Origin of the sequence: Nocardia sp. NRRL WC-3656 (assembly GCF_000720265.1) — a bacterium.
In the GTDB taxonomy this organism is placed as follows: Bacteria; Actinomycetota; Actinomycetes; order Mycobacteriales; family Mycobacteriaceae; genus Nocardia; species Nocardia nova.
On the sequence record NZ_JOJF01000024.1, the window covers coordinates 71,975 to 84,333 of the forward strand.

The 12,359-nt window shown below is 67.7% G+C and carries 14 protein-coding genes; 2 read left to right on the plus strand and 12 right to left on the minus strand.

Annotation, left to right across the window (positions count from 1 at the left end):
• Window positions 1-4: 4 nt before the first annotated feature.
• Both IG65_RS0126295 and IG65_RS0126300 read right to left on the minus strand, forming a co-directional pair.
• Window positions 5-214, minus strand: a complete 210-nt coding sequence (locus IG65_RS0126295; RefSeq protein ID WP_030517633.1) for a hypothetical protein — start codon at window positions 212-214, stop codon at window positions 5-7.
• Window positions 215-408: 194 nt separating this feature from the next.
• Window positions 409-1,278, minus strand: a complete 870-nt coding sequence (locus tag IG65_RS0126300; RefSeq protein ID WP_030517634.1) for a LysR family transcriptional regulator — start codon at window positions 1,276-1,278, stop codon at window positions 409-411.
• A 108-nt stretch (window positions 1,279-1,386) separates the two neighbouring features.
• On the opposite strand from IG65_RS0126300, the gene IG65_RS0126305 reads away from it, so the two are divergent.
• Window positions 1,387-2,385 carry a 4,5-dihydroxyphthalate decarboxylase gene (locus tag IG65_RS0126305; RefSeq protein ID WP_030517635.1) on the plus strand — a complete coding sequence of 333 codons (999 nt, stop codon included), beginning with the start codon at window positions 1,387-1,389 and terminating at the stop codon, window positions 2,383-2,385.
• A 48-nt stretch (window positions 2,386-2,433) separates the two neighbouring features.
• On the opposite strand, the gene IG65_RS0126310 is transcribed toward IG65_RS0126305, so the two are convergent.
• From IG65_RS0126310 to IG65_RS0126350, 9 genes are all read right to left on the minus strand, one after another.
• Window positions 2,434-3,186 carry a polysaccharide deacetylase family protein gene (locus IG65_RS0126310; RefSeq protein ID WP_051756901.1) on the minus strand — a complete coding sequence of 251 codons (753 nt, stop codon included), beginning with the start codon at window positions 3,184-3,186 and terminating at the stop codon, window positions 2,434-2,436.
• Window positions 3,183-4,166 (minus strand): UDP-glucose 4-epimerase GalE, encoded by a 984-nt coding sequence (gene galE / locus IG65_RS0126315; protein WP_030517637.1) that lies wholly within the window; start codon window positions 4,164-4,166, stop codon window positions 3,183-3,185. The genes IG65_RS0126310 and galE overlap by 4 nt, the downstream gene beginning before the upstream one ends.
• Window positions 4,163-5,080, minus strand: a complete 918-nt coding sequence (locus IG65_RS0126320) for a DMT family transporter (protein WP_030517638.1) — start codon at window positions 5,078-5,080, stop codon at window positions 4,163-4,165. The genes galE and IG65_RS0126320 overlap by 4 nt, the downstream gene beginning before the upstream one ends.
• The gene (locus IG65_RS0126325; RefSeq protein WP_036525744.1) at window positions 5,077-6,189 is read right to left on the minus strand and encodes a glycosyl hydrolase; all 1,113 of its coding nucleotides are present in this window, start codon (window positions 6,187-6,189) and stop codon (window positions 5,077-5,079) included. Before IG65_RS0126325 ends, IG65_RS0126320 begins: the two co-directional genes overlap by 4 nt.
• Before the next feature lie 2 nt (window positions 6,190-6,191).
• On the minus strand, window positions 6,192-7,130 hold the full coding sequence (locus IG65_RS0126330; RefSeq protein WP_197039923.1) for an NAD(P)-dependent oxidoreductase: 939 nt from the start codon (window positions 7,128-7,130) through the stop codon (window positions 6,192-6,194).
• Between the two features lie 19 nt (window positions 7,131-7,149).
• Window positions 7,150-8,277, minus strand: coding sequence for a DegT/DnrJ/EryC1/StrS aminotransferase family protein (locus IG65_RS0126335; protein WP_030517641.1), 1,128 nt, complete (start codon window positions 8,275-8,277; stop codon window positions 7,150-7,152).
• 305 nt (window positions 8,278-8,582) lie between these two features.
• Complete coding sequence (locus IG65_RS0126340) at window positions 8,583-8,927, minus strand: hypothetical protein (RefSeq protein WP_156055767.1); 345 nt, start codon at window positions 8,925-8,927, stop codon at window positions 8,583-8,585.
• Entirely contained in the window at window positions 8,924-9,955 is a 1,032-nt protein-coding gene (locus tag IG65_RS0126345; protein WP_030517643.1) for an SDR family oxidoreductase, read from the minus strand. Before IG65_RS0126345 ends, IG65_RS0126340 begins: the two co-directional genes overlap by 4 nt.
• Before the next feature lie 86 nt (window positions 9,956-10,041).
• Window positions 10,042-10,476, minus strand: coding sequence for an SPW repeat protein (locus IG65_RS0126350; protein WP_030517644.1), 435 nt, complete (start codon window positions 10,474-10,476; stop codon window positions 10,042-10,044).
• A gap of 118 nt (window positions 10,477-10,594) precedes the next feature.
• On the opposite strand from IG65_RS0126350, the gene IG65_RS0126355 reads away from it, so the two are divergent.
• Window positions 10,595-11,044: a MarR family winged helix-turn-helix transcriptional regulator gene (locus IG65_RS0126355; RefSeq protein ID WP_051756902.1), complete on the plus strand. Its 450-nt coding sequence runs from the start codon at window positions 10,595-10,597 to the stop codon at window positions 11,042-11,044.
• A 21-nt stretch (window positions 11,045-11,065) separates the two neighbouring features.
• On the opposite strand, the gene IG65_RS0126360 is transcribed toward IG65_RS0126355, so the two are convergent.
• Complete coding sequence (locus IG65_RS0126360) at window positions 11,066-12,091, minus strand: lysophospholipid acyltransferase family protein (protein ID WP_030517646.1); 1,026 nt, start codon at window positions 12,089-12,091, stop codon at window positions 11,066-11,068.
• Between the last annotated feature and the right edge of the window lie 268 nt (window positions 12,092-12,359).

Below are 12,359 nucleotides of genomic sequence, written 5' to 3' on the forward strand. Positions count from 1 at the left end.
CAACCTAAAGCAGCTCGATTTCATCGAATCCGACGGTCAAGTGGTGGCGGCGCTCTCGTAGTACGTTCCCTTCGCGATGCGCGACGCCTTCACTGAAGCTCAGGTGCAGTTGCGCTCGGCGGTCGTCCACCTCTTGTACGACCGCGCAGATGCCGTGGAACGGTCCCGCCGGGAAGTAGACGACATCACCCGGCTCGTATTCGCGAATGCTCACCGACACACGATAGTCACCTCGAGATGAGCTCGAGTCGCCCTCGGCAGCACCCCGAATACGCATCAGCACAGCCGCTTTCCGTTCCGTCGCAACCGCCGTCGTGTCTGAAATTCGTCCACGAGATCATCCGCTAGTTCTCCATTCAGCACCGACCGTTAGTTCTCGATTTCACCGCCGACCGCGGGGCGGTACGTTCAGGCGCCCGCGTCCGGGGCACCGTACCCCTCCGCGGCTGTCCGGACGAAACTGCGGATCAGCGGGCTGCGAGCGGTTTTCGACCATGCCACGACCAGACGGCTCGGCGGGCGATCGGTAAACGGGACGGTCACCAGCCCGGCGGGTAGTGGCTGGTCGAGCGGGGCGAGGGCCGAGGTCCCGTTCCAGAGGACCGCTTGCAGGCATTCCTGGATCGTGCGCAGTTGCGGCGCGGCGCCATCGGGTGTGCCGCACGTCCAGTACGCGGTCCACGCCCGGTCGGCCTCGGCGGGCAGCCGCACCCAGCGGCGATCGGTCAGATCGGCCGCCGTGACCGACGAACGGTGGGCGAGGGGATCGTTCTCGCGCATCACCACACCGACCCGTATCGAGCGGAGCACACGCATGCCGATTCCGTTGGCGTCGAACGGAGTTCGGGTCAGCGCCACATCCGCGAGCCCGGCGCGCAGCCCGGCCGACGGATCGCCGAGATCGGTTTCGTGAATCCTGACCTGCACACGCGGATGGCGGGCGCGAAACGCGGCCACCAGCCGGCTGTCGACGTGGGCGGCGGTATCGGCCAGTGTCCCGATGGTCAGCGTCGCGGTGCCGGCCGCGGTGGTCACCCGCTCGCGGATGCGGTCGGCCCGGCGCAGCAGAGCGCACGCCTCCTCGTACAACACCGATCCGGCCGCAGTCGGGACGACCCCCTTGGGCGTGCGCTCGAACAACGCCACGCCCACATAGTCCTCGAGCTCCCGGATCGCGCGGGTCAGCGGCGGCTGGGTCATGTGCAGTCGGTGCGCCGCCCGGCCGACGTGGCGCTCCTCCGCGACGGCCACGAAGTACCGGAGCAGGCGAAGATCCACCCCACGCACGATACCGAGAGGGTATCGACGTTGCCGGACGGGACTTGGACACCTCGTACGCCCACCGGCCACCGTGGAAAGCGCAGAACCGAAAGGAGATTCACGCTCATGACCGACGACACGCTCACCGCCGATTGCTTCCGCTACGACACCACGCGCGCACTGTTCGACGCGACCACCACCGTCGACGGCAGCGCGCTCACCATGCACACCGCGGCCACCCTGCCGGAGATCTTCGAACGGACGATCCGCGACCGGGGATACGACATCGCGGAACTGGGACTCACGTTCTACCTGCGCCTGCTCGACGCGGGCCTACCGTACGTGGCACTGCCGATCTTCCCGAACCGGGTGTTCCGTCATTCCTGCGTCTTCGTCAACGTCCACGCCGGTATCACTCGCCCCGCACAGCTCGCCGGGCGCACCATCGGGGAGTTCGGAACCTACGGTCAGGACTCCGGCGTATGGGCCAAGGGCATCCTCGCCGACGAATACGACTTCCACCCGGAACGCAGCCGCTGGGTGATCGGCGGACTGGACAAACCCATGGCACCGTTCGATTTCGTACCGCACCCGCATCCCGCCGGCGTCGATGTGACCGCCGCACCCGAGGGCGCCTGCCTGAGCGCGATGCTGGACGCGGGCGAGATCGACGCCCTGTTCTCGGCGAACGTCCCCCAGTGCGTACTCGACGGATCGCCGAACGTTGCCCGCCTGTTTCCCGACGCCGAACTCTTGGAGCGCGACTATCACCGGCGCACCGGGATCTTCCCGATCATGCACGTCATCGTCGTGCGCCGCGACCTGCTGCGCGAACGTCCCGGCCTCGCACGCGAAATCTTCCGGGTCTTCAACGAGGCGAAAGACACTGCGGCGAAATACTATCGCCGCAATCGCCGCCTCTACGAGGTGCAGACCATGGTGCCGTGGTTCAACGCACTGGTCGAACGCAACGCCGAGCAGTTCGGCGACGACTGGTGGCCCTACGGCATCGCGGCCAACCGCCGCACCCTCGACACCTATCTGCGCTACCACGCCGAACAGGGGCTGTCCTCGCGTCACTGGGCGATCGAGGACCTCTTCGCCCGAGAACTGCTCGACACATGACCGTCGAACTTCCGCGGTCCAGCATCACGGGCGGCCCCATGGTGGTGATCAGCTCCCCGCGCGGCTGTCGGCCTCACTCCCCTGGGTGCAGGTCCGCTCCGCCAGAGAGCCGACACACAGATCACGCTCGGCACACTCGGTCAAAATTCGCGGCAGCGCCTCCAGGGTGGCGCGCCACGAGCCGGGCGCCGATGTGCAGTCGGAGTCGTGCAGCAGGATGGTGCCCCCGGGGCGGAGTTCGCGAATCACTCGGCGTGCCACCGTGTCCGGCGTTGCGGTCCGCGTCCAGTCCTTCCCGCACGCCGTCCACAGCACGGGCGTCATTTCCAGCCGCCGGGACGTGGTCAGCGCCGCGGCCGAGAGTATCCCGTAGGGCGGTCGGTAGTGCAGCGGTCTGCTCCGAGTCGTCTCCGCGATCAGGCCGTACGCGCGCGCGATGTCGCGGTGCGTCGATACCGGCCCGCGCGCCAGCATGCAGCGGTGGCTCCAGCCGTGCAGCGCTACCTCGTGACCTTCCGCGACGATCCGAGCGCCGAGCGCCGGTGCCCGCTCGAGCATCGATCCGAGGAGGAAGAACGTCGCGTGCACGCCAGCAGTGGCCAGTGCGTCCAGGATGGCCGGTGTCGACGCCGGATCCGGACCGTCGTCGAAGGTCAATGCGACCGTGCCGGTATCCGCGTATCCGGACAGGCGAGGGGTCAGGTGCTCGCGAACCGCGGAGATCGCCGTGACCGATGGGAGCGCATTGAGCATCACGGCACCGGCACCAGCGATCATCGCCTGCGCGACAGCGGATTTCATGCGCTCGTTCGCCCACGCACGGCGTTTCGCGCTTCCCACTCGCTGCACAGCATGTCAGCCAGTCCCAGCCGCGCGTGCCACCCCAGCTCCCGGCCGATTCTGGCGATATCGGCGATCACGCGGGGCGGGTCGCCCGGCCGTCGGTCGCCGACCTCGTACCGGAACCGCTCGCCGGTCACCGCGTGGGCGGCATCGAGAATTTCGAATACCGAGTACCCGCGCCCGGTGCCGACGTTGTACACCGAATTCCCCGTCCCGCCGCACTCGAGCCGTTCGACAGCGCTGACGTGTGCGTTCGCGACATCGAGCACGTGCACGAAGTCGCGGACGCAGGATCCGTCCGGCGTCGGGTAGTCCGCACCGAAGACGACCGGCGGCCGGCCGGTCGAAATCGCTCGTAGCACATTGGGAATCAAGCCGGTCGCGTTCCGATCCCCGAGCCCCGGGCCGCCCGCCCCCGCGACGTTGAAATAGCGCAGTACGGTCGAACTCAGCGCGTCGAACGCCGCGGCGGCGTCGGCGACGATCCACTCGCATGCGAGCTTGCTGCGCCCGTACGGGTTTATCGGGCACGGCGGTGTCTGTTCGCGTACCGAACCGTTTCCGACCTGCGAGCCGTATATCGCTGCGCTGGAAGAGAATACGAGATGTTCGACGCCGGTAGCGCGCATCGCGGCCAGCAAGGTGCGGGTTCCGCCGGTGTTCTGCTCGTAGTACTCGAGCGGGTGGGTCATCGAATCCACTGCCGATTTCCGGCCGGCGAGGTGGGCGACTCCGGTGATTTCGTGGTCGCGCAGTGCGGCGGTCATGGCCGCGAAGTCGGTGACCGACGCCGCGACGGTCGCGACACCATCGGGTATCGCGGCGCGGCGACCGGTCGAGAAATCGTCGAGGACGACCACGGACCGGCCGGTCGCGCGGAGCGCGCGCACCACGTGCGATCCGATATAACCGCCACCACCGGTCACCAGCCAGCTCACCCTACCCTCCTCGGGGTCGGGTCGGTCTCCGCCTCGAGCCTGCGCGCGGCCGACGCGCGATCGCGGCCGAGACATGTCACACCGACGGATACCGCCAGCAACGCGAGGACGAAGGCGGCGCCCGCGCCGCCTCCGGGGATCTCGTCACCGAGCACGGTGACACCGAGCACGACGGGAACGAACGAGGACAGAAAGCTGGTGACCGGAAATGTGAGGACCGCGGCGCCCGCCTGCAGACCGCGCTGCAGCAGGCTGATCCCGAGCACCGAACATACCGCGAGGACATACGGTGTCGGCGTGGCGAGCATCGTCCAGGGACGGTGTAGCTCGAAAGTGAGTCCGACCTGGCGTGTCGCGACCGTTGCGATGCCGTAGGCGATTCCCGCCGCGGTGCCGAACCCGAGCGCCGCGACCCATGGTCGTGGGGTCCTGGCACCGAGGTCCCCCACGACCGCCCCGGCCGCGGCGGCCACCACGCCGCCAACGACGAACAGGAGCATCTCTACGTTCGACGCGGGCGAACCGAGTGCCGATTCGTCGTTGAACGCATACGCCATCAGGCCGGTGCCGAGCACCATCGCGACGATCCCGTAGCGCCCCACCGCCGCCAGCCGTTCATCGAGACCGCGGCGGGCAATCACAACGAGAAACACCATGTCCAGGGTCAGCAAGGGCGCGACCAGAGTCGCCGGCGCCACCGAGAACGCGTATGCCTCGGCCGCGAAACCACCGATCTCACAAGCCAATCCGAACAGCCACAGCGGCCGCACGGCGAGCCGCGCCAGCAACAGCAGTCCCAGGCCGCCGCCGTGCGCGGTCCGCCGCGCCGCCGTGGCCTGGATTGCCGGCGCGCACCCGTACAGCGCCGCGGCTACGACCACCGCCGGCAACCCGTAAGTCAGCGACTGATTCACGGCGCCGACGCCCGGCCGCCCAGCCCGACCCGGTCCAGCGTGGCACCGAACGCCTCTTCCCACGCCTCGGGTTCGACGGCAATTCGAGTCGGCGGTGGTTCGATTCGCTCCAGACAAGCCAGAACGCAACGCCGGATCGCCTCCGGTTGCGCGGACGTCACCGCGGCAGCGCCACGCACGAGCTCCTGGTGGAGGTTGTCTCGACCGTGTCCGGGCACGACGTCGAGCAGCAGCAAGTCGCGGCCGATCACTCTCGCCTCGGCGCAGGTATCCCCCGACGAGGTGATGACGAGGTCGGCGGCGGACATCAGCACGGGGATCTCGTCGGTGAAACCGAAGGGGACGATTCGCTCCGTTCCAGCGGCCATCGACCGCAGCCGCGCTTCCAGTCCGGCATTGCGGCCCGCCACGACCAGCACGTGAACGCCCGCGCGCGCGATCAGGTCGGCCGCCTCGGCCAGCGGACCGACACCCCACGCCCCCGATATGAGCAGCACGCATTTCGCGTTCCGGGGCACGCCCAGCGCGTCCCGCGCCTCGGCTTGCGGCGGCGCCCGGTAGAACTGCGGGCGTACCGGCGCCGGTACCACCGCGATCTCCGCGCCGGGTTCGAAGCGCCGGATGTAGCGGGCCGCCGGGTCCGAGGTCACCAGGTAGAGATCGGTGTTGGGATGCACCCACAACCGATGCGGGCAGGTGTCGGTGCAGAACACCGCATTCACCACATCGGGATGACGATCCTTGATCCGACTGGCCGCGGCGGCGCCGGTGGCGAACACCGACACCAGCAACTGCACCGGCCGGTCGCGCAGCCGCGCGTCCAGGGCGGGAACCAGGTAGCGGCAGGATGCCGCGTCGATGAACCGGGCCAGCCGGCCTCCGGAGCGCAGTGGCCCGAAGTGGAAGGCGTCGTACAGGCCGGGCACGGCGAGCATGCCGCGAAACACCTTTTCGCCGAGTCCACCTCGATGGTTTCCCATCATGCGCATGCTGTCGACGGTGTCTGTCGTCCAGCCGCGCCGGCGCAGCGACACCGCGCATGCGTCGGCCATCACATCGTGTCCCATACCGAGCGAGCCGGACAGCAGCAGCGCGGAGGGAGTCGACATAGCTACCCGTTTCCGCGGGCCGCGGCCGTGTCCGGATGCTCCGCCAGATACCACTCGACGTATCGCCGGACGCCGTCCTGGAACGAGGTCGTGGGTCGCCACCCGATCAGCTTCTCGGCCAGGGCGTTCGATACGTCGATGCCCCGGAAATCACCCGGCCGCGCCGGAACATGCTCTATAGGGGTGCCGGGGAAACGCGCCTGCACCGCCTCCGCCATATCGAGCACACTCACCCGCTCGCTGCCTTCGAGCGCGATCACCTGGTTCTCGGCAGCGTCGTCGAGCACCCGGGCATGCGCGTCGGCGAGGTCCTCGACGAAAACGTAGTTGCGGAATTGTTTGCCGTCTCCGGCGACAGTCAGCGGCTCACCCGCGATGGCTTTGCGAACGAAGCGGGCCAAGACGAGTTCGTCTCTCATGCCGGGCCCATACGGCACGCCGTAGCGCAAAATCGTGAACGGCACGTCGTAGGTCTCGGCGTAGCTGTGGATCAGCATCTCCGCGGCGATCTTCGTCGAGGTGTAGATGTGGCCGGCCTTGGCCAACGCCATCGGCGCCGACTCCGTCAGCGGCCGCGTTCCGTCCGAGACGTCGAAGGCGGCCCCGTACACCCACACGGTGCTGGCGAAGACGACTCGGCGCAGGCCGTGGACACGGGCCGCGTCCAGGATGTTGGCGGTGCCGTCCACGTTCAATCGCACCGTCCGCAGCGGATCGCGATGCGCCACATCGACATTCGACATACCGGCCAAATGGAAGATCACCTCTAGATCCGCCGAGGCGCCGACGACGGCGGACGCGTCGAGCACGTCCAGCCGACGGAATCGCGCACGGGGGTCCGGACTCGACGGGGCGACCGTATCCAGGGCGTAGACCGTGTGTCCGGATTCGGCGAGCCGGTGAATCACGTGGGCTCCGATGAAGCCGGAGCCGCCTGTCACTCCGATCCGCATGTCTTGTTCAGCCTCCCATCAGTGTGTCTCGGACCTCGCACAGCGCCGCCAGCACATGATCGACCTCGGCGTCGGTCATGTCCGAATGCAACGGCAGGCAGATGTGCCGGGCACAGATATCGTCGGCAACCTCGAGCCGGCGGCCGCCGAAGCGCTCGAACACCGGTTGCCGATGCAGCGGCGCCTCGTACACCTCACCGGTCAGCGCGACCTCGAACCGTTCCTTGACCGCCTTCTTGAACTGCGCCCGGTCGATGTCGTCGGTGGGCAACACGATGTACTTGTAGTAGTTGCTGCGCCCTTCCGGAGCGATGGCGAGCCGCTCGAATCCGTCCATCGCGTCGATCGCCGCGTCGTAGCGGTGTGCCGCGGCCTGGCGCACCCGCAGAAATTCGGGAAGGTGACGCAGGTGAACCAGGCCGACCGCAGCGTGCAGTTCACTCATCCGCCAGGCGTACCCCTCGCGGATGTGCACGTTTCCGAGGAAGCCGGCCTTGCCCTGGTCTCGGTAGATCACGGCTTCGTCGCGGATACGCTCGTCGGCGGTCACGATCATTCCGCCCTCGCCGCTGGTCAGCACCTTCGTCGGATAGAACGAGAAAGCACCCGCGACGCCGAAGGAGCCCGCGAACCGCCCGCCGTAGCTACAGCCGTGGGCATGCGCCGCATCCTCGACGAGCACGATCCCCCGCTCGTCGCACAGCTCCCGCAGGGCCGGCGCGTCGGGCGAGACCAATCCGCCGATATGGACGAGCACGACGGCCGCCGTGTCGGGTCCGAGCGCGGCCTCCACGGTAGCGGGCGACAGCGCGAAGGTATCGCGATCGACGTCGGCGAAGACCGGGTTGCCGCCCGCACGCAGCACCGAAAATCCGGTGGCGGCGAAGGTATTCGCCGGCACGACGACGTCACGCCCGGCAACGCCGACGCTGCGCAGGATGATTTCCAACGCGGCGGTTCCGCTGCTGACCGCGACCGCATAGGGGGCGCCGTGGGCAGCGGCGAAATCGGATTCGAACTCTCGCGTGTTGGGCCCGAGAGTGAGCGCACCGGTGCTCAGCGCGGTGGTGACACGCCGGGCGATTTCGTCTCGATCATCGTCGGTGAACAGGATTCGCGCAGCCGGAATCTGCATACGAGCCTTCCCTCGTCAGCGAAGTATCCATTTGTCGGCTACCGCGGACGCCATCGGACCAACTCGAAATGCGCCGCCGTACTGCCACTACACAACCGGGCTACGCACGAACACGGAAGGCCGAGTACCCACCGGCTCCAGCCGCGGCATCATCCATTTCGACCAAGCAGGACGAATCTTACACGGACGAGCACCTCTACCAGCGATTATTCGATCCGATCCATAACGCGGTCAGCGTCCTGGGCACCACATCGGAGCCCCACAGCTCACCTTTTCGCACGGCGTGTCGGTGCGGTCCGTGGCGATCACCGACGGTTGCTCGGCCGGGCCAGCAAACTCAGGCCGACCGAGAGTGCGGCGCTGGCCAGGGCCGGGCGCCGGTATCGGGGTGAGCCGAGGAATGCGAGCATGCTCAGGGCGTGCAGGACGTCCACCGCACGCACGACGCGGACCGGCGGTTGAGGCACCACCAGCAGCACCGCGCCCTGCACGCAGTATCGGGCGCCGAGCAGCCGCGCCACGGTCACGGCCCTCGGGGCGGGGCCGACGAACCGGCGGGGAGCGCTCAGCAGAATCACACCGCATATGCCGGCGACGACGCCCGCCAGCCGGCTCCGCCGGACCGCCGAACCGGATGCGCGGGCGCTCACAGCCGGGACCGGCGCGAACGGGACCACAGGCCCAGCGCCGCGGTAGCGACCCCGGCGACGGCAGCGGCCACTGCGCCGTGGTGCTGACCGGCCCACAACTGCGCACTGTGTTCGGTGGACCGGGCATCGAAGATGCCGTGGGCGCCGAAGTCCCTGCCCTGCTCGCCATCGGCGGGATGCCACAGATTTTCGGGCTGCTCAGGGTCGCGGGGCTGATCGGTCTGCTGGGAATCGAAACCCGTTTTGGCTAGATAACGATCGAGCAGGCCCGGCGCGATCGCATTGGCGGCCAGCGTGGCCGCGGTGCTGCCACCCACCCAGTATTCGCGTCGATTCGGGTGGTCGGCGGCGTACAGCACAGCGCGGGCAGCGACCTCCGGCTGGTAGATCGGCGGCACCGGCTGAGCCTGCTTCGGCAGCCGCGACAGCACCCATGAGAACTGCGGCGTGTTCACCGCGGGCATCTGCACCATGGTCACCCGCACCCCGCTGCGCTCGTGCAGCAGTTCGCATCGCAACGACTCGTGAAAGCCTTGAATGGCATGTTTCGCTCCGCAATAGGCGCTCTGCAGCGGGATGCCGCGATACGCCAGCGCCGACCCGACATGCACGATCGTGCCTCGATTGCGGGCCTTCATCCGCTTCAGAGCCGCCATCGTGGCATAGACGTAGCCGAGGTAGGAGACCTCGGTGACCCGCCGGAACTCTGCGGGCTCGATCTCGTCGAACGGTGCGAACACGGAAGTGAACGCGACATTCACCCACACATCGATCGGCCCGAGTTCCTGTTCGACCCGCTCGGCCGCCGCTGTCACCTGCTCGCTCTCGGCCACATCGGTAGGCACGACCAGAGCGGTGCCGCCCGCCCGACGAATTTGCTCGGCCGCGGCCGCCAAACCTGTTTCGCCCCTGGCCAGCAGCGCTACCCTGTCCCCTCGCCGGCCGAAGGCCACTGCGGTCGCGCGGCCGATACCGCCGCTGGCACCGGTCACCACAACCACCCGCGACTTATGTTCGCTGTCGGTCATACACCCTCCGTTCCGACCCCCGAATGTCCGGCGCGAGCCGAATCCCAGTGGTTATCGGCTCGCACCCCATCGTTGGCGGTTCGTGCTCATCCAGTCCGGCGCATGCCCAGTGCCATCGAGCTCAGCCCGAGCAACACGGCGACCGCACCGACGACCACGTTGCTCCAGATCGTCGCGGGATGGGCGACATTGCCACTGACCACCCAGGGGCTGATGATCATCCACACGCCGATCAGCGGAGCGGCCCAGACGATGCCGTGCACGCGTCCGTACATCGAGGCGAACCCCAGCGCCAGCACCGCCAGGGCGGTCCCGACGATCAGGTTGTTCGCGGTCAAGGTCGGGTAACCGTGGAAACCGACGACCCACGCCGAGATCGCGATGTAGAGCCCGGTCAGGAACATCACGCCGATGACAGCTTGCGCGGCCGGTTCCATCGCGGCGAGTTCGTACTTCTCGTACTTGGCCCGCAACTCCACGATGTCGGGATGCAGGCTCATGTTCATGGCGTCAGTAGCCATGTCTTCCACCACCTTTCGGCTGCACGGTGAAGACCAGCGGCTGAGATCGACAACGACGAGAGGCGGAACCGGTCCGGAACACCGCCGGTCTTATGTCATGCCATGATAATATCATGGCATGACATATGAGTCGACGTCGTCGCCCGATCTCACCGATCAGGAGTACTCGCGGCTGTTGATGTTCCGCGTCGGACTGCGCCGGTTCCTGCGCTGGAGTGAACACCGGGCGGCCGACGTGGGACTCACCGCCGCGCAGCACCAACTGCTCCTGGCGATCCGAGGCCATCTCGGCCCGGATGGACCCTGCATCGGCGAGCTCGCGGAATACCTGTGCACCCGGCACCACAGCGTGGTGCAGCTGATCGATCGCACCGAGCAACTCGGGCTCGTCACCCGCAACCGGGAAGGCGGCACGGACCGACGCGTCGTGCGCCTCACCCTGACCGAGACCGGAAAACGTGCTCTCGCCCAGCTCAGCGCTACCCATCTGGAAGAACTTCGTCGGCTGACCCCGCTCGTCGATGCAGTGACCGGCTCGGCCACTACCGGCCCGCAGGCACAGCTCTGAACAAAAAGCCTCGAAGTGCGGCTAGCTGTCGGAGCCGGTGAACGGGTGCGGACGTTTGGCGAGCAGTTTGTACAGCGTCTGTTGAATGGTTTCGCGGATGTGGCCGGCGAGGTCGAACATGGCCATCGGATCGCCGGCGGCCGCCGGGGCGAAGCCGTCGGTCGGAATCGGGGTGCCGAATTCGATGTACCACTTGGAGGGCAGCGGGACTGCGCCGAGCACGCCCAGGTGCGGGAATGTCGGTGTCACCGGGAAGTAGGGCAACCCGAGCAGCCGGGCCAGCGGGGTGATGTCGGCGAGCTTGGGGTAGATCTCCTCGGAGCCGACGATCGAGCACGGAACGATCGGCACGCGCGTCTCGACGGCCGCAGAAGCGAATCCGCCGCGCCCGAACCGCTGCAGCTTGTAGCGCTGGCGGTAGGGCTTGCCGACACCGTTGAATCCTTCGGGGAACACTCCGGCCAGCTCGCCGGAGCGCAGCAGGCGTTCGGCGTCGGCGGGGCAGGCCAGGGTATGCCCGGCCTTGCGGGCCAACCCGCCCAAGATGGGCAGGCCGAAGACCAGATCGGCGGCCAGCAACCGCAGAAGCCGTTGTTTCGGGTGTCGGTCGTGCACGGCCAGCTGGAGCATCAGGGCGTCGATGGGGAGTACGCCCGCGTGGTTGGCGACGATCAGGGCGCCGCCGGTTTCGGGGATGTTGTCGACGCCGGTGACCTGCACCCGGAACCAGAGGTCCGACAGGGGCCGCAGGGCCGGCAGCAGAACCGATTCCAACAGGTGTTCGTCCAAGCCGAACTCGTCGACCCTGTAGTCGCCGGTGAAGCGGCGGCGAGCGAATTCGGCGGTGCCGCGGATTCCGTTGATGATCGTGGCGCCGGCCGGGGCGCCCGGGCTGCGCGGCTTGCGCGGGGTCGCCGGCGCCAGTCGCCCGGTCAGCGACGTCACCGGGCGTAACGCCGGCCGGCTCGGCCATTGCCGCGACGCCGGCCGTTGCCGCGCCTCGAAGTCACTGTCGCGCAGTCGAATTACCTTGGCCACGTCACTCATCAGGCCGATCCTGTTCCGGCCTCGGCCAGGGGGCATCGAATGCCGGAACTATCGTGGCTTTCCCGATAGGCATAGTGAGCACCACCGTTCGATTCGTTGCGGAAAACACTTGCCGGCCGGTTCGAACCCACCGGGGCCGGGATCAACGTGGCGTCGCTGTGGACCGTGAGGTCAGCGGAGAGTGACCGTGATCGCGCTGCCGACCACGGTCGCGGTGACGCCGAGCAGGTGTTCGGTGATCATCGCGGCGATCGGCTGGATGTGGCGA

Bases quoted from the DNA above. Each gene is read 5' to 3' on its own strand.
- IG65_RS0126305 (WP_030517635.1), top strand. From the start codon at position 1,387: ATGACCGACGACACGCTCACCGCCGATTGCTTCCGCTACGACACCACG.
- IG65_RS0126310 (WP_051756901.1), bottom strand. From the start codon at position 3,186: ATGAAATCCGCTGTCGCGCAGGCGATGATCGCTGGTGCCGGTGCCGTG.
- IG65_RS0126325 (WP_036525744.1), bottom strand. From the start codon at position 6,189: ATGTCGACTCCCTCCGCGCTGCTGCTGTCCGGCTCGCTCGGTATGGGA.
- IG65_RS0126335 (WP_030517641.1), bottom strand. From the start codon at position 8,277: ATGCAGATTCCGGCTGCGCGAATCCTGTTCACCGACGATGATCGAGAC.
- IG65_RS0126345 (WP_030517643.1), bottom strand. From the start codon at position 9,955: ATGACCGACAGCGAACATAAGTCGCGGGTGGTTGTGGTGACCGGTGCC.
- IG65_RS0126350 (WP_030517644.1), bottom strand. From the start codon at position 10,476: ATGGCTACTGACGCCATGAACATGAGCCTGCATCCCGACATCGTGGAG.
- IG65_RS0126355 (WP_051756902.1), top strand. From the start codon at position 10,595: ATGACATATGAGTCGACGTCGTCGCCCGATCTCACCGATCAGGAGTAC.
- IG65_RS0126360 (WP_030517646.1), bottom strand. From the start codon at position 12,091: ATGAGTGACGTGGCCAAGGTAATTCGACTGCGCGACAGTGACTTCGAG.